The organism is Psychrobacillus sp. NEAU-3TGS (assembly GCF_029955155.1).
GTDB lineage: Bacteria > Bacillota > Bacilli > Bacillales_A > Planococcaceae > Psychrobacillus.
On record NZ_JAPNOZ010000012.1, the window covers coordinates 812,251 to 833,107 of the forward strand.

At 37.0% G+C, this 20,857-nt stretch carries 18 protein-coding genes and 2 pseudogenes; all 20 read right to left on the reverse strand.

The window, feature by feature from the left end; genetic code table 11:
- Positions 1-18 precede the first annotated feature (18 nt).
- The gene (ftsA, locus tag OR571_RS20385) at positions 19-1,311 is read right to left on the reverse strand and encodes a cell division protein FtsA (RefSeq protein ID WP_282245575.1); all 1,293 of its coding nucleotides are present in this window, start codon (positions 1,309-1,311) and stop codon (positions 19-21) included.
- Positions 1,312-1,423: 112 nt separating this feature from the next.
- Positions 1,424-1,774, reverse strand: coding sequence for a small basic family protein (locus OR571_RS20390; protein WP_282245577.1), 351 nt, complete (start codon positions 1,772-1,774; stop codon positions 1,424-1,426).
- Between the two features lie 3 nt (positions 1,775-1,777).
- Positions 1,778-2,497: a DUF881 domain-containing protein gene (locus OR571_RS20395; protein ID WP_282245579.1), complete on the reverse strand. Its 720-nt coding sequence runs from the start codon at positions 2,495-2,497 to the stop codon at positions 1,778-1,780.
- A 21-nt stretch (positions 2,498-2,518) separates the two neighbouring features.
- A complete protein-coding gene (locus tag OR571_RS20400; protein ID WP_282245581.1) occupies positions 2,519-3,244 on the reverse strand; it encodes a DUF881 domain-containing protein in 726 nt (241 codons plus the stop codon).
- On the reverse strand, positions 3,219-4,019 hold the full coding sequence (locus OR571_RS20405) for a cell division protein FtsQ/DivIB (protein ID WP_282245583.1): 801 nt from the start codon (positions 4,017-4,019) through the stop codon (positions 3,219-3,221). The genes OR571_RS20400 and OR571_RS20405 overlap by 26 nt, the downstream gene beginning before the upstream one ends.
- A 1-nt stretch (position 4,020) precedes the next feature.
- A pseudogene (locus tag OR571_RS20410) lies at positions 4,021-5,073 on the reverse strand (FtsW/RodA/SpoVE family cell cycle protein); the annotation flags it as partial.
- Positions 5,074-5,131: 58 nt separating this feature from the next.
- The gene (murD, locus tag OR571_RS20415) at positions 5,132-6,487 is read right to left on the reverse strand and encodes a UDP-N-acetylmuramoyl-L-alanine--D-glutamate ligase (RefSeq protein ID WP_282245585.1); all 1,356 of its coding nucleotides are present in this window, start codon (positions 6,485-6,487) and stop codon (positions 5,132-5,134) included.
- 1 nt (position 6,488) lies between these two features.
- Entirely contained in the window at positions 6,489-7,460 is a 972-nt protein-coding gene (gene mraY / locus OR571_RS20420; protein ID WP_282245587.1) for a phospho-N-acetylmuramoyl-pentapeptide-transferase, read from the reverse strand.
- Between the two features lie 67 nt (positions 7,461-7,527).
- On the reverse strand, positions 7,528-9,393 hold the full coding sequence (locus tag OR571_RS20425; RefSeq protein WP_282245589.1) for a penicillin-binding transpeptidase domain-containing protein: 1,866 nt from the start codon (positions 9,391-9,393) through the stop codon (positions 7,528-7,530).
- A 111-nt stretch (positions 9,394-9,504) separates the two neighbouring features.
- Entirely contained in the window at positions 9,505-11,712 is a 2,208-nt protein-coding gene (locus OR571_RS20430) for a penicillin-binding transpeptidase domain-containing protein (RefSeq protein ID WP_282245590.1), read from the reverse strand.
- Complete coding sequence (ftsL, locus tag OR571_RS20435; RefSeq protein ID WP_282245591.1) at positions 11,709-12,077, reverse strand: cell division protein FtsL; 369 nt, start codon at positions 12,075-12,077, stop codon at positions 11,709-11,711. The genes OR571_RS20430 and ftsL overlap by 4 nt, the downstream gene beginning before the upstream one ends.
- Positions 12,078-13,028 carry a 16S rRNA (cytosine(1402)-N(4))-methyltransferase RsmH gene (rsmH, locus tag OR571_RS20440; RefSeq protein WP_282245592.1) on the reverse strand — a complete coding sequence of 317 codons (951 nt, stop codon included), beginning with the start codon at positions 13,026-13,028 and terminating at the stop codon, positions 12,078-12,080.
- 13 nt (positions 13,029-13,041) lie between these two features.
- Positions 13,042-13,473 (reverse strand): division/cell wall cluster transcriptional repressor MraZ, encoded by a 432-nt coding sequence (gene mraZ / locus OR571_RS20445; protein ID WP_282245593.1) that lies wholly within the window; start codon positions 13,471-13,473, stop codon positions 13,042-13,044.
- A 299-nt stretch (positions 13,474-13,772) separates the two neighbouring features.
- Entirely contained in the window at positions 13,773-15,389 is a 1,617-nt protein-coding gene (gene bshC, locus OR571_RS20450) for a bacillithiol biosynthesis cysteine-adding enzyme BshC (RefSeq protein ID WP_282245594.1), read from the reverse strand.
- Between the two features lie 163 nt (positions 15,390-15,552).
- Positions 15,553-15,942: a DUF3397 domain-containing protein gene (locus OR571_RS20455; RefSeq protein WP_282245595.1), complete on the reverse strand. Its 390-nt coding sequence runs from the start codon at positions 15,940-15,942 to the stop codon at positions 15,553-15,555.
- Positions 15,926-16,816 (reverse strand): ketopantoate reductase family protein, encoded by an 891-nt coding sequence (locus tag OR571_RS20460; protein WP_282245596.1) that lies wholly within the window; start codon positions 16,814-16,816, stop codon positions 15,926-15,928. Before OR571_RS20460 ends, OR571_RS20455 begins: the two co-directional genes overlap by 17 nt.
- 57 nt (positions 16,817-16,873) lie before the next feature.
- Complete coding sequence (locus OR571_RS20465; protein ID WP_282245598.1) at positions 16,874-18,415, reverse strand: acyl-CoA carboxylase subunit beta; 1,542 nt, start codon at positions 18,413-18,415, stop codon at positions 16,874-16,876.
- Positions 18,416-18,708: 293 nt separating this feature from the next.
- On the reverse strand, positions 18,709-18,921 hold the full coding sequence (locus tag OR571_RS20470; RefSeq protein WP_142537637.1) for an acetyl-CoA carboxylase biotin carboxyl carrier protein subunit: 213 nt from the start codon (positions 18,919-18,921) through the stop codon (positions 18,709-18,711).
- A 218-nt stretch (positions 18,922-19,139) separates the two neighbouring features.
- Complete coding sequence (locus OR571_RS20475) at positions 19,140-19,538, reverse strand: hypothetical protein (protein ID WP_282245601.1); 399 nt, start codon at positions 19,536-19,538, stop codon at positions 19,140-19,142.
- Between the two features lie 64 nt (positions 19,539-19,602).
- Positions 19,603-20,396 (reverse strand): annotated as a pseudogene (locus OR571_RS20480) (enoyl-CoA hydratase/isomerase family protein).
- Between the last annotated feature and the right edge of the window lie 461 nt (positions 20,397-20,857).

The window sequence follows — 20,857 nt, forward strand, 5'->3', positions numbered from 1 at the left end:
GCTATGATAAAGGTTTTGTTATTCAAAAAATTTGTCGAAAAATTTCTTCGCTTTTGACATTGCGCTTTCTTTGTTATCATTTGTCGAATTTTGAACAGTTTGTTTTTGTTTTTTAGGAATTGAAACTGCTTCACTACTAGCCATTTGTGCTAATGCTTGGCTATTACCAATTTTACCATAGAAAAGATCTTCTTTATAGGCATATCTTATAAGACCAACAGCAGTTGTATATTGAGGTTCGCGTACTCCAATATAATCTGGCGTATACAATCTCACTCTTGTTTGTAGAATATGTCTCGCTAATTGACCTATTCCATCCAATTTAGAAACGCCCCCAGTTATTACTACACCACCAGGTAGGTCTTGGAGACCCATTCTATAAAACTCTTCTAACACCAATTCGAATAATTCTTCTAGACGAACACCGATGATTTCTGCAATATACCGCTGAGAATATTGCTCTTTCATATCGGCTCCAATTACTGGAACTTCAAACAGTTCATCGTCGGAAGCATCATCGTAAAAAGCATGTCCATATTTTAATTTAATCATTTCTGCTTGTTCCGTCGGTGTTTTTAAAACAATTGAAAGGTCTTTTGTAATATGCTCCCCACCTACAGGTATCACAGAAGTATTGATTAAATGTCCTTCACTGAAAATGGCAATTGTAGTTGACCCACCACCAATATCAATATAGGCAGTACCATGATTTTTTTCATCTTCTGTTAAAGCAAAATGACCAGCTGCAAGTGGTTGCAAATATATCTCTCTAATTTGCAGGCCGGCTTTTTCCACACACCGCAACACATTATGTAAAATTGTTTTCGATGTTGTCATCATAATACCGTCTAGCTCGAGGCGAGTTCCGATCATACCGCGTGGGTCTTTTATTTCTTCTAGATGATCCACAATAAATTGCTTTGGTGCAATATTGATTAGTTCTCTTTCTGGCGGGATAGACATTACTTGAGCAGATTCAATGACACGTTCCAAATCCCCATCAGTAATTTCTCTATCTTCTCTATTTACAGCTACTACGCCTTTAACGTTTTGTATATTTGCTAAATTTGCTGGAATTCCTAGAACGATTTCATGGATAGCCATTCCAATCATTCTTTCCGCTTCACTAATTGCTTTTTTAATAGACTGAACAGTTGCGTCTATATCGACAATGGTGCCCTTTCGAATCCCATTTGATTTTACATTACCTACACCTATAACATGCAGCGAGTCATCATTCATTTCTCCTATTAAAACTTTAATCGAAGACGACCCGATATCTAGTGATACATACAATTCTGATTGATTCAACCCGTGGCACCTCCTATTTGCTCTTTAACTATTATTCTAGTGTAAAAACCTTATAAAGTCTAAAACTTTATAGTTCTTCGAGTTTAATATTCAAATTTTTCGTACATATTGCTCATGCATTTTTTCTTTCTGACCATTTTGTCAATAGCATTCGACGAATCACTGCTATATTTTGAAACAGACGAACGCCAAACGCAAAAATAGCAGCCAAATATAAATCGACTCCAAGATGAACTCCTAAAAACGCAAGCGCTGCTGCAAGTCCTATATTGAAGAAAAATCCCGTTACAAATACCTTATCGTCATATACATGCTGTAATTGAGCCCTAATACCTCCAAAAAGCGTATCTAGAGCCGCTAGTACCGCAATAGACAAATAGCTTTCATATATTTCTGGAATTTGGATATCTGTTAAAAGTCCAAGGGAAATCCCGAGTATTAAACCTAATAATGGCAGCCACATGCGTTACTCTCCTCCTGGAATCTCTTTTAAGAATTGATTGTTTACGGATTGGTCATAACCAGAAATAGTAAGTTGGTTTTCTGGATCACCGATTTCTAGCGTTAGATTATCGATATAAAAGTCATCACCAATAGCCGAAGCCTCTAATTGATTATACATTTTTTTAGCATCTTCAAATGTTGAGGTACCAATTTTGATTGTAAAAGGGGCATTTTTTATTGCTAAGTTGTTTACAGTTGTTTTCCCATTTACATCTCTTATTGCTGACGAATAAATCATGCGTTTTCCGTCAATTTCTACGGCTTTTGCTTTAAACCGATTAATCTCATTGATCAATCGAATAAGTAAATCGGGCGAAATTCCTTCAATCGCTTGTCCCATTGCGATGCTTTCTAAGGATGGCTTCACAGTGATGGTAAGCCCTGGGCCATTAAACGCTTCTAGTCCAATATCTTTTTTCAATTGGTTCACTGTATCATTTAAAGCTATTTCTGGACTTTCATTGCGCATATTTTCGTATTTACCAATTGTTTGTTCTAGCATGCGCACTTCCGATAATAACTCCGAATGTAATTCAGTTTCTCTAGCAAGCTCCTGACGAATAGCCCAAATGTCTCTCGTGTCTCTCGCTTCTGGATTTTTGACGGTATTATATTGAACAGCTAACATAAAACCAACTATTAACAAAATGATTGTAAACCGAATATAGACGGCTTTTTTCATTATTCGGCCTCCTTTATTTTGTTAGCTTTTTTCGTCCCGAAGTGCAGGCATTGTTATGTTTCCTTTCTCTTCTACCGTCACGACAATATTATCACTTGTTAGCTGGTCTAAGACGCCACCTCCTAGATGGACAGATGCTAATAGTACTGCGGGATCTCCTACTGCTTCGATTGTAAACGGTGCTGGAAATGTCTTTCCGTCTATCGTTATAACAGGGCCTGTACAACGAATAAACGAATTTGCTCGAAGTCTTTGTCCATTAATAGAAATTGCTTCTGCTCCCGAAATTTTCAATTCGTTTACCACTTTAAACACATGACTCTCATGGACAATATAATCATTTGGATTTTCTTGGGACGGGTTATATGCACCATCTTCTAATGATACCGCGATTCCCTTTCCTTGTGACGGTATATCCCCCATTAATAATCTTAACTTCTCTGCTTCTTTTACTAATGCCTCTGCACTTTCTTCACTATTCGCAAACTTTTGCTCCAACTCACGAATCGCTTGCTGACTTTCATTTATTTCCTCTGTGAGTTCCTTATTTCTTTCTTTTTGTTCAATTAATTCTTCTCTATATTTGGTCTGTTCTAAAAAACTTTCGCTTGTACTATTTCTTTCCGATTCATTTTCTACGGCAATACTATAGGAATAGGCAAGTATAAAGCCTAAAACTAAACTTACTAAGGAGATAAGTATTCGCCCACGAGAAGGTATTTTAAGGAGTTTGTTCCTCTTCTTCAAGCTCTGTCGCCTCCTCGTTGATTTCTTCATTGTGCAATTCTACATATGGTTGAAAGAATGAGCCAACCTCTAGGTCAATAGTGCCTTTTACATCCGGATTTAACTGCGATACGATAGATGGATAATAATTCATCTTTTCGGCAAAGGATGGAATAATAGCTTTTATTTCATTGCCATCATTCATAAATACTTGTATCGAGTATTTATCATTTTCTGTTGGCGTATAAATGATTTGTGAAATAGTTAGCAATACTTCTGGTTGTAGGTTAGCTAATTCTTTTATTAACCTTAAACGAACTTTTTCTTCTTTAAATCCGGAAAAAATCGGTCCTTCAAAAGGTAAGACTTGTCCTCCTGTATCAATCACTTTGCCATTTTCTAAAATAATACTAAGTACTCCTTCTTTTTCCTCGTATCCAATTTGTTTGTATTCCTCCACTTGGATATGTACTTCCGTGAGCCAGTTGCGTTTTACGTGAGCAGATTTTATCCATTCATTTTGTGCTAAGTTTTTTTCAATATTCTTTTCTTTAAAACCCCACATTGAATCGCCCAATTTTAATGTACTTTGTTTAATGTACGTTTCTTTTGGAACGAGTACAGCACCTTTTAACTCAATGGACTGTACTTGACTATAATCAGATTGAAAATAGAGAACGATTAAGAGAGTCGTGACAAAGAGAAAAAGTAGAATGGAAAACTTTTTGTTTGTCCTGCGTCTCCTACGTTCTTTTAAAGTGGGTATACGATCTTCAATATCGATGATTTTTTCCATTCTACCGCCTCCCTTCTTGTATAGATGTATTTGCTAGATTGAATATAATCCCGATAATAATCCAAGTCATGACAAGAGAGGAACCACCATAGCTTATAAACGGTAAAGTCACACCCGTTACAGGAAGCAGCCCTGTCACAACTCCCATATTCAAAAACGTTTGAACAGTTAACAAAGAAGTGAATGCGATAATCATTAACTGTGCTTCTCTCGTTTTGGATTTAGCGGCCATCATAAAGCTTGTCGTAAAAAAAGTTAGAAAAGCAATGATAACGATTAACCCACCTATAAAACCTGTCTCTTCTAACAAAATAGAAAAGATAAAATCATTTTGAGGTTCTGGTAAGTATAAAAACTTTTGTCTACTATTACCGTATCCAAATCCAAACAATCCAGCTGGCCCTATAGCAAGTAACGATTGAATCGCCTGGAACCCAGAACCTAAAGGATCCTTCCATGGATCTAGAAAAGCTTGAATTCGGACAAGTCTATATGGTGCAGAAATGATCAATGCTATGAAACCAATGATACCAACTCCACCAATTGCCAAGAAAAACTTGATAGACAGACCAGCGGCGAACAGTAAAAAGAATACCGCCATCACTAACACAAATGCAGATCCAAAATCCGGTTGAAGCATGATTAAACTAATTGGTATTAGCAGTAAAATAGCACTTTGAAAATACACTACTTTTTTCGGCTTCTTATCATTAGCCAAAGCACCCGCTAATACACCTAATACAGAAATTTTAGCAAGTTCTGCTGGCTGAAAATTCATAAATCCTAATGGAATCCAACTTTGAGAACCATTTCTAACTACACCTATTCCAGGAATTAATACCCCTATTAATAATACGATAGAAATTAAATATAAAATTTGCCAAAATGTAGGAATACGGATAATGCTTTTATTTCGGATAAAAAAAGCTACAGCAATACCTACGATTAAATAAGTCGCTTGTTTAATGGCAAATGGCATTTGCCCTTTATAATGGACTTCACTCCAGTAAGAACCAGCAGAATGGACAAATAGAATACCAATAACTGATAAAAATAGGACGGAGGAAACAAATAATACTTTACTTTTAACTTCCGATTATTTCATCCTTTCGTTACTCTTTCAAAGAAATAACTTTTTCAATAAACTCATCGCCACGTAACTCAAAGCTTGCGTATTGATCCCAGCTTGCACAAGCAGGTGATAATAATACGACATCTCCTGCATCTGATAGTTTAATACCTTCATCAATAGCTTCCACTAAATTATTTACGCGAATAACCGTCGGAATAGATTGCTCTTCTCCGAACTTTTGCAAACGTTCTGCAGTTTCCCCGTAATGGATCAATGCTTTTACATGATGTAAATAAGGAATTAACTCATCAAAAGAATGGCCTCTATCCACACCACCCGCGAGTAAAATTATCGGTTCTGAAAAACCTTCCAATGCACTTTTAGTTGCCAATGCATTCGTCGCCTTAGAATCATTGTAAAATTTTCTGTTATTCCATTCTCGAATAAATTGCGTGCGATGTTTTACGCCGTGAAAAGTAGAAAGAACAGCCTTAATATCTTCAATAGAACAATCCATAATAAGTGCTGTAGCAGTTGCTGCTAAGACATTTTCTAAATTATGTTTGCCTCGAAGTGCAATGATAGATCTTTCAAATACTTTTTCGCCATTCCAATAGACGAACTGATCGTCCGCGCTTATACCATCTTTCGTCTTATGGCTAACATAAAACGGGACTTTCATCGCCTTACTCTTCCCGGCATATTCCTTCACGATCTCTTGCTCACCGTTGTAAATAAACCAGTCAGATGCATCTTGTTTTTTCGTAATATTAAATTTTGCATCTGTATATTCCTTGAAATCCGAATGGTAATCTAAATGTGCTTCATATAAGTTCATCAAAATAGAAATTTTCGGTTTCAATTGTTCAGTTCCCATTAGCTGAAATGATGAAAGCTCTGTTACGATCGTATTTTCTTTGGAAGCTTCTTTTGCGACACTACTAGCAACGGTTCCAATATTACCAGCGATCAATGGTTGTTTTTGTCCTTGTTTAAGTATCTCAAAGATAAGTGTAGTCGTGGTTGTTTTACCATTCGATCCTGTAATCCCAATCATCGGTGCATCACTTATACGATAGGCAAGCTCCACTTCTGTCCAAACCGGTATGCCTCTTCTTTTTGCCTCCGCAATAACGGAGTTTGTATAAGGAATACCAGGGTTCTTTACTATAAGACTGAATCCCTCGTCTAAAAGATCCTCTGGATGGCTCCCACATATAACTGTTAAGCCTTTAGAAAGTAAATACTGGGCATTTTCGTTTTCATCGAAAGGTTTTGCATCATTGACTGTTACAAAGGCACCTAAATCATGCAAAATTTCGGCCGCAGCCGTACCACTTTTAGCCAAACCTAATACTAATATTTTTTTATGATAGACAATTGGTAACTGTTTCACTTTATAAAACCTCCATCAATACAACAATCATAGCGGCAACAAAACCAACTGCCCAAAATACAGTTACAATTTTGCGCTCATTCCAACCAGAAAGTTCAAAATGATGGTGAATCGGACTCATTTTAAAAATACGCTTTCCAGTTGTTTTAAAACTAATTACTTGTAAAATAACGGACAAAGTCTCTACTACAAAAACGATACCAATGATTAGTAACATTAGCTCTTGCTTGACTAAAATAGATACCATTGCAAGCGAACCACCTAATGCCAGCGATCCAGTATCACCCATAAATACTTTTGCCGGATTCTTATTGAATAATAGAAATCCTAATAGAGCCCCAGCCACGCTAAAAGCGAAAATAGCTATGTCTGTCTGTTCAAAAGTAAGTGCTAGCACAGCAAATGTTACAAAAGCAACAGAAGCAGTTCCGGACACTAGACCGTCTAAACCATCTGACAAATTCACTGCATTTGAAAATCCTACTAACCAGAATATTAGAAATGCTACATAAAATTGACCAAGTGAGAAATCAACATTCGTAAATGGAATGGCAAGAGTGGTATCAAAAGGACCTAATTTTAATAAAAAATAAGCAATAATGGATATAACAATTTGGCCAATCAGCTTCTGAATTGACGTTAGTCCAAGATTTCTTTTTAATACAACTTTGATAAAATCATCCAAAAATCCAATAGCCCCAAATCCAACTAAAATGATGAGCAATACGATCGATTGCGTCGTTAACTTATCGAAGTAAAACGAAAGACCTATCGTAGAGACAATAATGGAAGTGATAAAAATAAGTCCTCCCATTGTTGGCGTTCCTGCTTTTTTGTGATGCGATTCCGGTCCTTCTTCTCTAATACTTTGACCAAACTTCATCTTCCTTAAATAAGGAATTACAATTGGTGCAAGAATGACCGATAAAAGAAAACTAACAAATAGTGTAATAATCGTTGCAGATAATGTCATGAAAAAATCTCCTTAATTGCCATCAACTATAGCTGAATGTTCCATAGTTATTTATTTTTAAAATTGGTTATTTCGTATATACATGTATCGTTCCATCAATAGGTATGAGACTATCTTCTTTTGGTAACTGGGTAAGTATTTCATCTCCCTCACCATGCCAAACTATTGAAAATGGATACATATAGGACGTTACTTCTTTTTTCTTTATACCTACTAAGTTTGGAACGCGAACTTGTTCAACGTCTCCCCATCTGTATTCTTTTTCTAATTGTTTACCACCACCGGTAACTTCCAATGAATCCTCGATGATTTGCCCAACAATTGGTGCTGCAATAGTAGACCCAAATACCGTAGAACTCTTCGGATTATCAATTGCAACGTATACAACGATTTCTGGGTTATCCGCCGGTGCAAAACCTATAAAAGATACGATATATTCCCCTTCTGCGTATCTACCGTTTATAACCTTTTGGGCAGTTCCAGTTTTTCCGCCAATTCGTAAACCATCTCTATAAGCATTTCTTCCCGATCCTAACGCTACAACATGTTCTAGCGCATCTCGAACTTTTGCAGAAGTTTCTTCGCTGATTACTTGTTTTTTCATCTCTGGCTCGGTAGTCGATAAAATATCGTTTGTTTCACCGTCTAGCACATTTTTTACAATATACGGTTTATACAAATAACCACCATTTACCGCTGCAGCAACCGCCTGCACTTGTTGAATCGGTGTTACGGAAATACCTTGACCGAATGATGTAGTCGCATGTTCAACAGGACCGTAACGATCTTTACTAAATAGAATGCCCGTCGATTCTCCAGCCATGCCTGATTCTGTCGATTTTCCAAAACCAAAATTTCGAATATACTCTTGGAGCTTTTCAGGACCAACTCTTCTGCCTAGTTCGATAAAACCTGGGTTACAGGAGTCTTGAACGACTTCTAAGAAAGTTTCATCCCCATGCCCTTGCCTTTTCCAACAACGCAGCCTAGTACCTTCTACCATTACGTATCCTGGATCAAAAAAATGATCATTCTCTAAATCTACTACATTTTCTTCGAGTGCAGCACTCAGTGTAATTATCTTAAATGTAGAGCCGGGTTCAAATGTCATCCATACTGGTAAATTACGATTATAAATAGTAGAATCCACATCCTGATAATTAGCAGGATCAAAGTTTGGAGCAGAAGCAAGTGCGAGTATCTCTCCTGTTTTAGGATTCATCGCTATACCAATAGCTTGCGTCGCATCATACTGCTTCATCGCTTGAGAAAGTTCTCTTTCAACTACTTGTTGTATGTTCATATCAATCGTTAGCTGTACATGATTACCTTTCGTACCATTCTTCCAACCGTCGTCCACATGCGGTAGTGGAATTCCTTTTGCATCCGTATACATCCGAATGGCCGATTCTTTTCCTGTTAAAACAGCATCGTATTGATATTCAATTCCTGCAAGTCCTTGTGTATCATAACCGGTAAAGCCTAGCAATCTAGATAGCATCTCTCCATGTGGATAGTCTCTTATGTAGTCGACGCCTGAATATAAACCTTTAATATTCTTATCTTGTATTTCCATCGCTAGTTCAGTAGAAATATTTTTACCTGCTGGTGCAATTTTTATGATACTCTCTCTTTTATTTATTTGTTCCAACAGCTTTTCTTTATCCATTTCAATAAGCGGTGCGATTTGATCTGCTACTTGTTCTGGATCTTTGTTTTGAGAAGGCATGTAAAATAACGTCGGAGCAAGCTTATTACCTACAATGACTTCTCCATTTCTATCCAATATATTCCCTCGCAGTGATGAATAAGGAAGTTCTCGATCCCAGCTCTCTTTTGCTTTTGACGTCAATTCATCAAATTGAAAAAATTGTAGCTGTATTAATTTAGCTCCAACCATCACAAACAGAATAATCGTTATTAACCAAATCATTCGCAGTCGGATCATTTGCTTTAGTTTAGAAATGCCATTTTCTCCTTTTACTCGTTTTAGATAACGTATGAGAAAATGACAATAACTATTCTATTTCTCTTTATATAACTCTTAATCCTGCGGTAGTTCTTCCACTAATTCCTCTTCCGAAGGAGCAACATCTGTTACTTCTTCAGGTGTCGCTAACTGGACAACGACAGGCGTTTCGCTGGAAACAATGGAGCCAGCTGTCAAACTTTGCTCTGTTACAAAGCCTTCCCCATTAATTTCAATAGGAATATTCGCTAATGTTTTATATATCATTAAATTACGCTTTGACCAACCTGTAAAATTTGGTAACTGAATTTCCCCTTGTCCTTTAATAAACACCGTGCCACTTGAAATAATAGAAGTACCAGCAGCTGGATATTGCTCCGTTACATTTTCTTCCTGACCAATTATAACAGTTTTCAAACCTTGTGACTCTAGCATACTTTGGCTTTCAACAATATTTTTACCAACAACGTTTGGCATTTCTATTGGACTAGCAAGCTCCAGATTTTCAGGCTGAACGTTTAAGTATTTTAGACTTTTTTCTGTTACTGTATTAAATACATCCGCAACTGGTTGTGAGCCAGACTCCGTTAACTTTAAATGTGGTTTATGCACAGTTACATATACGATGAGCTGGGGATCTTCTACAGGTGCCATTCCTAAGAAGGAATACAGGAATACTTCCCGCCCCCAGTAATAGCCCCCACCAGGTTTAGCAATTTGTGCTGTTCCCGTTTTACCGGCCGTTGTATATTCATCTAACTTAAAACGCTTTGCAGTACCATATTCAGATGTAACCGTACTAGCCAAAATTTCTTTCACTTTTTCAGCTGTTTTCGCTGAAATTGGTGATTTTTTTTCGGTAGGCTTATGATTGCTTAATACTTTACCGGTATTAGGATCAACTATTTTATCAATCACATACGGTTGCATCATTTTTCCGTTATTTGTTATGGCAGTCATTCCTTGAATCATTTGAATAGGAGTTACAGTTGTACCTTGACCGTATGTCGTAGTTACTCTGTTCAATGGATAAGTATCCAAAACTGTTCCTGTAGCTTCATTTGGAAGATCAATGCCCGTTTTTTCTCCAAAACCAAAACGATGAATATAGTCGATAAATACTTCATCGCCCATACGATTAAGTAAATATGCCATTGATACGTTGGACGATCGTTGAAACCCTTCTAAAAATGTAATTGAACCCCATCCCTGCCCATTATTATGATCTCGAATGGTATCACCAAATAATGTATAGGAACCAGATTTAAAATGGTCATTTGGATTCCATACGCCTTCTTCAATTGCTGCAGCTAACGTGAAAATTTTCATTGTGGAACCCGGTTCTATTGTTTGTTCAGTTGCCTCATTTAACCAATTTGTAGATAGCCCATCTCGGGTATTCGGCTCAAATGTAGGTCTTTGTGACATAGCAAGAATTTCTCCTGTTTTAGCATTCGCCACAATGGCAGTCATTTTCTCAGGATTATATTTTTCCTCTGCACTATTCAGTGCATCTTCTAAAAAGTTTTGAATTGTTTTATCAATGGTCAAATAAATATCTTGACCATTCTTGGGTTCCGTCACCATTTTTTCTGCATTTGGCAGTAAAAAGCCTTTTGTATCACTTTTAAATTCTACTTTCCCTGGGGTACCTGTTAACGCCTTGTCATATATATACTCAAGCCCCATTTTCCCTTTCGTTTCTGCCTCACCATCGTCATTTTCTTCTTTTAATGCAAATCCTATTAAATGAGAGGCAAATTGTCCATTAGGATATAGTCTTTTCAAATCTTGTGTAAAAATAATACCGGGTAGATTATGCGCTTTTATCTCATTCATTGTTTTATGGCTAATGTCTCTACCGGCTTTCCCAAATTCTACTTGATATTTTTCATTTTCTATATTTTTTTCCAATAAGGCTACTATTTCTTCTTCTGTCATATCAATATATTGCGATAATACTTGCGCCGTCTTTTCCGGATCTATTACATGTCGAGGAGCTTTGCTATTTTCTGTTGCTTTTGGGCTTACAACTGCTACCATCTTATAGCTTAGCGTATCTTGGACAATTACTTCCCCATTCCGGTCGATAATTTTTCCTCTACTCGCCTGTAAAACTTGCTCTCTATTATACTTTGAATCTGCTTTTGCTGATAACACTTGTCCTTCAGCTACACCAGTGGCTTGAATATACACGAATCTACCTAATAATAGAAAAAAGAGCCCTCCATATAGTAAAAACATAAGAAAGGCTCCCCATTGAAAACGAAATTTTTTCTTCATTGTCCTGGTACTACCTTCACGTTTTGCTCATTCAGTTTCAATCCGAGCTCCTCCGCCTTTTTCCAAATGCGATCATAGGTAGATAATTCGCTTACTTGTATGGACAAATCTGTATTTTCTTTTGAAGTAGTATCGATTTGTTTTTCGATTTGAGAAATGTCCGTAGTTGTTGAACGAACAGCGGTTTGCGTTTGGATAATCATAACAGCGAGCAACGTTACAACAGTAAGCAGACAAATGAGTAATATTTTCTCGCCTTTTGATAATATTTTTTTATGTTTCTTTACCGTTTTTTGTATTTGTGGTTGTTCTGGAATAGAAGGACGACTTATGTATGTTTCTGAATGATGGTTACGTAAAGCCATTTAGACACTCCCTTTTTCTATTAGTTTTTCCACAATTCTTAGCTTAGCGGATCGAGATCGATTGTTTACTTCTAGTTCTTCAGCTGAAGGCAATATCGGTTTTCTTGTTACTAGTTTTAGCATTGGCTCCATCCCTGCTGGAATTACAGGCAAGTTTGGTGGTAAATCTGGTATCGTCGAAGCTTCTTTAAAAATTGTCTTCGCTAATCTGTCTTCTAGCGAATGGAATGTAATTACACTAATTCTTCCACCTACATTGATAAGTTGAATAGCATCCTCTAGGGAATCCTCTGCTGCTCCCAGCTCATCATTTACAGCTATTCTGATTGCTTGAAAAATTCGTTTAGCCGGGTGCCCACCAGTGCGTCTTGCCGCAGCTGGAATTCCTGCTTTTATTAATTCTACTAATTGGAAAGTGGTCTCAATAGGAGCCGACTCTCGTGCTTGTTCGATTTTGCGTGCAATTTGTTTGGAAAATTTCTCTTCTCCATATCGGAAAAAGATTTTTACTAGCTTTTCATATGCCCACTCATTCACAACATGGTAAGCAGTTAGTTCGCTCGTTTGATCCATGCGCATATCAAGGGGTGCATCATAGTTATAACTGAAACCACGTTCTGGCGTATCGAGCTGCGGAGAAGATACCCCTAGGTCATATAAAATGCCATCTACTTTTTCAATCCCGATGTTAGCAAGCTCGGTTTTCAAATAGCGGAAATTCGCATGTACAAAAGTAACTTGCTCTAAGTAAGGAGCTAGTTTTACTTTTGCATTTTCGATCGCTGTCATATCTTGATCGAAACAGATTAACTTACCTTGTTCATTTAATTGTTTAACTAAGTATTCACTATGTCCTGCACCACCTAATGTACAGTCCACGTAAATACCATCTGGACGAACGGCAAGTCCATCTACCGTCTCTTTTAATAATACTGTTGTGTGATGAAACAAGCCTTTACCTCCTCTAAATATCGAAGCCGATCATATTTTCTGCAATATCATTGAAGGAATCCTCAGATTCTTCAAAGTAACTTTCCCATGCTTCCTTCGCCCAAATTTCAAGACGATTAGAAACACCTAAGACGATACATTCCTTGTCCATCTTTGCGTAATTACGAAGATTGCTTGGAATATTGATACGTCCTGTTTTATCGATTTCAACTTCTGTAGCACCTGAAAAGAAAAACCTAGTAAATGCCCGTGCATCTTTTTTCGTTACGGGAAGTTCTTTTAACTTTTCCTCGAGTTTTCGCCATTCATTCATAGGATAACCAAATAAACAATTATCAAGACCACGTGTTAAAACAAAACAGTCTTCTAAGTGTTCACGAAATTTAGAAGGTATTATTAACCGTCCTTTCGCATCAACGTTATGTTGATATTCGCCCATGAACATGCTACTCACCCCACTTTATGTCATTAACATACCACATCCCCCCACTTTCCTCCACCCATTTTTTAAAAATGAGCATTAAATTTTTCAAAATGCGTAAATAGTACTTGTTGAGACAAAAATAGTGCCAAAAAGCTATATTTCTCATCACAAAAAGCCCCCACATAAATTGTGGGGGCTCAAGCGACTATCCAATATGTCTCGGCGTATTTATGCTCAGATTTCCCTTGAGAACTTGCTCTGTAAATCTGTGGCATCCACCGTAAGCTATACCATTATCCAGCAGTTTTTCTTTGCTTAAGTTAGATATATACTACATGATGCTTCCCATTAAACTCGTAAGGAACTTGTAAAAGCTCTTTTATAAAGTTGGGTCCTACTTCATTTAATAATTGAAGTGGGGAATAGGTTCTCTCTTGTAATCCTCCATTTGGGATTAGATCCATTATGAGTCGATCATAGCGATGAATAGATGCATCTAGCTTACCAAGGAGTGTATCATCGATGGCATGTTCGATAAATGTAAATTGTCTCTCATGATACTGTAAATTCTTTTGAACAAGTGGACTTAGTTTTAGATTATCCTCTATTAAAAGTTCCTCTAATTTCTCATACTTAGCAGTGAGCTCCTGTCTCATCGTTTCAATCAAGTGGGGAATTTGCTCATTTCGATGATTGTTAATGTACCGAAGTTTCGCCTCTTCCACTGCCCCACCCCATAAATCTTGCATAGAAAAAGAAAACTTTTCGAGTAAAGTTTGTGTTTTTGTATTAGCAACAGTGACACTCAATCTCGGCATAATGACTGGCATCTTCATATGAAACAGTTCAAATGCCGTTTTTAATGTTCCCCAATAGGCGATTTCCCCTGGTCCACCGATAAAACTTAATACAGGGAATACCATCTCTTGCATGATTGGTCGTGTTACCACATTATTACTTAGCTTTTCAGGATAATTCTTTGCAATATCCATCAACTCATCTTCGGTAAAGGAAAGTCCTTTTGCTTCGTTGATGAATGCCCCATCTTTTCTTTCTAATAAAAATCGTTCTCCATCTTCCACATAAAATAAATGGGCTGCTGAATCCTTCGTTTGAATCGGCGTTCCAAATCCAGATTGCTCGAATTCAGTTTCTTTTTCAAAGACGATTTTTGCAAGTTGAGAGGCGTTCTTTACAAAAAGTTGAAAATATTCACTTTCTAACTTTCTAAACGGTTCATAAGCAGCATCTATTAAAAGTAATCCTTCTTCATGAAAAAGGTCATTCATAAGCGCAGCAAAGAAGTCTGTATACGTTTCATTATTTTCTAAGTGAGCCATTACTTTAGAAAAAAGCTCTTTGGTATACAACGTTTCCGGTAAGCTTTGAAAAATTTCAGTCAAATAATGATCCATTAAAGATTTATCAAATGTTGTTTCAGATGCTATTTTCTTTATTCTTGATTTTGCAGGATATACTAATTTTTGAAGCCTTCTACTTTTTTCTATGTAAACATGGTTAATCTCGTCGATGTCATGGTCTTCTCCAGCAATCCAAAAAACAGGAATAACAGGAACTCCAAGTTTCTCCCTTTGCTGTTTTGCTAATGTAATAACAGATATCGCCTTATGGATAGAATACATTGGCCCTGTTAATAGACCAGCTTGCTGCCCTCCAATTACAACGACTCCATTGTCTTTTAACTCTTCTAAATGTTGACTACTTTTTTCTGAAAGCCCAAACTTCCGCATATAAGTCGTCAATACTTCTACAAGTTCCATTCTTTTGGTTATGCTAAAATCAGTTTCTTGAAGTCTTCTATTAAGCGCCTTTTGGTCCCATTCATAATGAAAAAAAGAAGATAAGCTAGCCGCATCCTCCAAATATTTCTTATAAAAAAGGGTCGCGAATGGTTGTGTGTATTGCTCTAATCGCACGATTTTTCCACCTCTAATTATCAATTTCACCCCGCCATAGCTTTAAAAAAACCAGATATAAGCCGTCGGTTATTATCCTAATCCAACAATATTTTAAGTACTCCTTGAATTAAGACAAATTCTTGTTTGAGTATATCATTACAGGTGAAGCCGTGGAAAATTATTAGCTTATATAACTTAATACATATTGGATAACTCCGAATAACCAGAGGAAGGCATAAAATATACAAAGTAACATAAATAACATTCTCCAAATTTTTCGAAGTAGCGGCCGTACTTCAATTTCATGTTTGGAACGCCAATCCAAATACGTCAGAACAGTTGCGAATATTAGTGAACAGATGACTAATTCAAAGCCAATAGTTTTAGAAAAAATAATCGAAAAAACATGTGAAACAGAGAAAAACAATAGAAATGTTGTTATATCCGCCGCAATCCCGATAGATTTTTTTCGTTTGTGTAATAAGTATTTAGAGACGATAAACGTCAAAATAAATAGCACGATCGGAAATAATATAAAAAACGAAATAATCGTATTAAAGATGTCTTTCACCTACTTTATTCTTTTCCTTTAGTAGTAAATAGAATGTATTCAATATCGGTAATTTCTTATTTCTTTTACTTGCTTCCTCTAAAATTGCACCAACAATTGTATCAAGTTCCATCAAGCGTCCGTTCTCATAATCTTTTAACATCGATGAGTGATTATGTTGTGTATTTGTACAAAGTGTAACGACTTCATCCCATGAGAGACGATTTTTCCACTCTTCAAACACATCCATCATTTCATCGTATATATTTTTAACTATCGTTTTATACGCTACGTTTTGTACAAGTGCTCCGTTTGGCACACGTGCAATCGTCGTTAAAGGATTGATCAAACTATTTAACATTGCTTTTTTGAATAATACGTCTTCAATTTTGGAGGAGAATTCCACAGGAAAATGCTCGTTAAGACGAGGGAATAACTCCCCCACTCTTTCCCATTCACCTTTCCACATACCAACCGTTGTAACTCCTACTCCTAAATGTTGAACTGTTTGAGCATCCTTTTTCATTGCTCCATGTAATACAGAGCCAACCAATATAGTATCTTGTTTTAGATTAACAGCAAACGAGAGTTGGAGTAATCCATTTTGTAAAAATAACAGAGGTATATCCTTTGGCAAAGCATCTAATCCATCTTTTAACGATTGTAAATGATGATATTTCACCGCAATAATAATTAGATCCATTCTTTCTAGCTTGTCCATACTATTTACGAGAGTACATGGGATTAACTGCTGTCCAGTATGGCTTTTTTCTATGTATAACTTAGTTGGCGTATTAGAATTTCGAACTAAAAATGTAATGTTATGCTTTGCTTCTGCTAAATAGGCACCAAATAACATTCCGATAGATCCGGCACCTATGATTCCAATATTCATATAAATCACCTCGGCTTATAAAAAGGTCTACCGAAGTGGTAGACCTTTTCAAAGATATTATACAGGAAGCACTGGGTGTTTTCGAGGTGCAGGCGCAATTTCTTTGTCTTCGTAATAACGAAGTCGATCTGCAAGCTCTCGGCGTAAATCACTCGGTGCGACAATTTCATCGATAATCATCTCGGAAGCTAACTTGTAAATATCAATTTCCTCTTTATACTCGGCATGCTTTTCTTGTACAAACTTTAGTCTTTCTTTTGGATCTTCAATAGCTTCAATTTTATTGGAATAAACCGCATTTACAGCAGCTTCTGGGCCCATTACGGCGATTTGAGCCGTTGGTAGTGCTATACATACATCCGGTTCAAACGCTGGTCCAGCCATCGCGTATAGTCCTGCTCCATATGCTTTTCGAACAATTACAGAGATTTTCGGAACCGTTGCAGAACTCATCGCAGCAATTAACTTAGCTCCATGTCTAATTATTCCTGCTCGCTCTACTTTGGTTCCAATCATAAATCCTGGAACATCCGCTAAAAATACCAATGGAATCGAGAAGGCATCACAAAGCGAAATGAATTTTGCTGCTTTATCTGCTGAATCGACAAAGAGTACTCCACCCTTTGCTTTTGGTTGGTTAGCAAGTATTCCTACAGCTTGTCCTTCAATACGAGCAAACCCTGTAATTAGCTCTGGTGCAAATAGTTTTTTTACATCAAAGAATGTACCTTCATCTATAATTGCATCAATTGCTTCATACATATCAAACGGTGCATTTTGATTTTCTGGAATAATCGCTTCTAGTGTTCTTCCTTCTTTAATCGCTCTTGTTTCTACTTTTTTGGGCTTTTTGGTATAGTTAGCCGGGAAGAAACTTAAGTATCGCTTAGCTTCGGAAATTGCCTCTTCCTCAGAAGTTACAAGTACATCTCCAACACCAGAAACTGTACAGTGCATTCGTGCACCGCCCATTTCTTCTAATGTTACTTTTTCACCAATCACTTTTTCTGCCATTCGAGGTGAACCTAAATACATGGACGCATTCCCCTCTACCATAAAGACGATATCACAAAAAGCCGGAATATATGCTCCTCCTGCTGCAGATGGACCGAATAATAAGCAAATTTGTGGAATGAATCCTGAAAGTCTTACTTGGTTGTGGAATATTCTACCTGCACCTCTACGGTTCGGAAACATATCTAACTGATCGGTAATACGAGCACCCGCAGAGTCTACTAAGTATAATAATGGTACTCTATTTTTCTCTGCTATTTCTTGTATACGGATAATTTTTTCAACTGTGCGAGATCCCCATGAACCCGCCTTTACAGTAGAATCATTTGCCATTACACAAACAGTTTGTCCATTTACTTTCCCAGTTGCCGTCACAACCCCATCTGCCGGCAGGTCGCCTGCTTCAACATTCGCAAATCGACCATCTTCTACGTATTCTCCATTATCGAAAAGTAATTTTAAACGATCCCGTACAAATAATTTATTTTGTTGTTTCATTTTTTCGTGATATTTCTCGTGACCACCCGCATAAATAGATGTTAGCTTTTGCTCTAATCGTTCATTATACCCTTTTGTTTCTCCCACTTTGTATTACCCCCTTATATGAGATGCGCAAGCGCCTAACTAAGGAGACAGTCTAGGGTTGCGACTCTTGTCGCAATGACAGTATATCCTTCCTTCTTTAAGCCTCCTTACAGGCAAATGTGAAGAGAAGGTAGTCATAAGTGTAAGTACGCCGTATCGCGAGGAACTATAATATAGCTTTCCAGCCCGCCTCAAAAGTTTTTTTCAGACGAGCTTAGCAATTGAGCAACTTTTACACCTTTACCCCCGAGATGCCTTGAAGCTAGACGCCCTATAGAAAAGATTATGCTTCCTTATTCAAACGTAACTAGTACGTCGCCTTCATTAACGAAATCGCCTTCTTTTACATTGATAGCTGCTACTTTACCTGCAGTTTCTGCCTCGATAGGGATCTCCATTTTCATTGACTCAAGTACCAATACTACTTGTCCAGCGGAAACTTCTTCTCCTGCTGCTACATTGACTGTAAATACAGTTCCTGCCATTGTTGATGCTAAATTTTTCATCGTGATATTTCCTCCCTTTGATGTACCAATCATTCCCTTAAAAAGGATATTACATAGATCCACTTTTAAAGCTTACAGTTTGTAAGAATTCATAGAAAAATGGAATATTTCCTTTACTCTTTCTATTTTAGCAGAAGAAAATACTTTTTGTGCGTTCTTTATTGCTAATTTTCTATTTACCCCAATAAAAAAAGCCTCTAAAGTAAGAGACTTCTAAATTATTGTCGTTCTAAATGCGTAATTCCTTGTTTGGCCCAATTCAATAATTGCTCGTAATCTTGTTTTAATAAATTATAGGCACTAGAAATTTCATCATAGGATTGCTTCATTTCATCATAGCTTTCCATCGCTAACTGTAGATGGTTTTGTAATGTAGATGAGTCTGCCACTTCTCTGACTACATGCTCTTTGCCGGTAGTTTCTTTTTTAAATATTTGTGGGCGTAGATTTTTATTCCATCTGAATGCACAAGCTTGTTTGGAGCGACCTAACAAAATGCTTGCTTCTTCAAACCCAGAAATTTGCGTAAGACCTTGATCTATTTTCTTTAAAACTATTTCTTTTAAAAGATTGTCTTCTTCCGCACTCCAACTATCTTTTCTAATTTTAACATTCATGTTTATCACCCTTTGCTTTTTTATTAATATATGCAAAGTGGGTACAAATAGACTCTAAAAATGGTTATCTTTTTAAAAAAGCATCAACTGCCTCGTGATGCGCGTCTTGCTCCCAAAGAATTGAACATCCCGAGACTTCTTCCATAATTCTTTCATATAATTGGGTATTTTCCCATTTTTGAATAGCTTGTTTCTTGTATGCTTTTAAAACAGAGGCATGTGGAATAATCATTTTCTCGCTAAACTTATGTAGAGCATTATATTTATCTCCTTCGTAAACTTCCGTTGCCCAGCCAATAGAAAGAAGATAATCTGAAGTATATGGTACTGCTTCGGTTAGCATTTGCAATGCGTGGTCATATCTCATTCCTTTTTCAAATAAGTACGACCCTCCACCCCAACCAGAAGTAATTCCTAATTTCCCTTGAATAAAACCACATTTAGCTTCTTTCTTTACTAAACGAAAATCGCATAACGTAGCGATTTCACACCCGCCACCTACAGCAGTTCCGTTTAACAAAGCAATTGTTGGGACTTCTATTGTTGCTACTTCATATAAAACTTGCGCTGTTTCACTTAACATTTTGTATGCTTCTTTTTCTGTTTTTAACATATGGAATACAGAGAGATCCCCACCTGAACAAAACGTTTTTCCCCTACTCCTGTAATAACAGCAAATTTAATGGATGAATCTGTTTTTACTCTTTGCACCAATTGTTTAAATCCCTCTACCACTTCTCCATTAATCGCATTATGGATTGTAGGTCTGTTGATTTCAAAGACAATGATTTCATCTCTTTTTTCGATTGTATATGCCATATCCATTCCCCTTTGCAATTTATATATCAAGGGTACCATACCTCCTGATTAACAAGAAGCATGATTATGGAGAAAAATTGCAAGATAATTACAAAGCATAGTTTGTGAAGTATAGGGAAACTGTGCGGTAAAGAGACACGGCAAAGGAAATTGATTTCCACTCCAGGCGGACGCTTACCGCGGGGCGGGTGGTGAGCCTCCTCGTCGCACGCTCCTGCGGGGTCTCCCCTGTCCCGCTGATCCCGCGGGTGTCGCCGCCTTGCGCTTCAATCAATAGAACTTGCTGACTAATCCATAATTCAATGCAAAAAAGCTCTTTAATTTATTTACAACTGTCAAGCAGTCTCTTATTTAGAATCATTTTATGTACAGTATTAATTATAGGAAAGGTTGCTATTAGCCATTCAAGCAATGGCAGCTCCTAATAACTGATCACAATCGCTAAATAGTATATCTTATACAACTTATCAAAGGTTTTCACCCATAGAAAATGCAACATC

Bases quoted from the DNA above. Each gene is read 5' to 3' on its own strand.
- OR571_RS20470 (WP_142537637.1), bottom strand. From the start codon at position 18,921: ATGAAAAATTTAGCATCAACAATGGCAGGAACTGTATTTACAGTCAAT.
- OR571_RS20430 (WP_282245590.1), bottom strand. From the start codon at position 11,712: ATGAAGAAAAAATTTCGTTTTCAATGGGGAGCCTTTCTTATGTTTTTA.
- OR571_RS20425 (WP_282245589.1), bottom strand. From the start codon at position 9,393: ATGATTTGGTTAATAACGATTATTCTGTTTGTGATGGTTGGAGCTAAA.
- OR571_RS20405 (WP_282245583.1), bottom strand. From the start codon at position 4,019: ATGGAAAAAATCATCGATATTGAAGATCGTATACCCACTTTAAAAGAA.
- OR571_RS20390 (WP_282245577.1), bottom strand. From the start codon at position 1,774: ATGTGGCTGCCATTATTAGGTTTAATACTCGGGATTTCCCTTGGACTT.
- mraY (WP_282245587.1), bottom strand. From the start codon at position 7,460: ATGACATTATCTGCAACGATTATTACACTATTTGTTAGTTTTCTTTTA.
- mraZ (WP_282245593.1), bottom strand. From the start codon at position 13,473: ATGTTCATGGGCGAATATCAACATAACGTTGATGCGAAAGGACGGTTA.
- OR571_RS20460 (WP_282245596.1), bottom strand. From the start codon at position 16,816: ATGAATATTGGAATCATAGGTGCCGGATCTATCGGAATGTTATTTGGT.
- OR571_RS20395 (WP_282245579.1), bottom strand. From the start codon at position 2,497: ATGAAAAAAGCCGTCTATATTCGGTTTACAATCATTTTGTTAATAGTT.
- OR571_RS20475 (WP_282245601.1), bottom strand. From the start codon at position 19,538: ATGAATGTTAAAATTAGAAAAGATAGTTGGAGTGCGGAAGAAGACAAT.
- ftsL (WP_282245591.1), bottom strand. From the start codon at position 12,077: ATGGCTTTACGTAACCATCATTCAGAAACATACATAAGTCGTCCTTCT.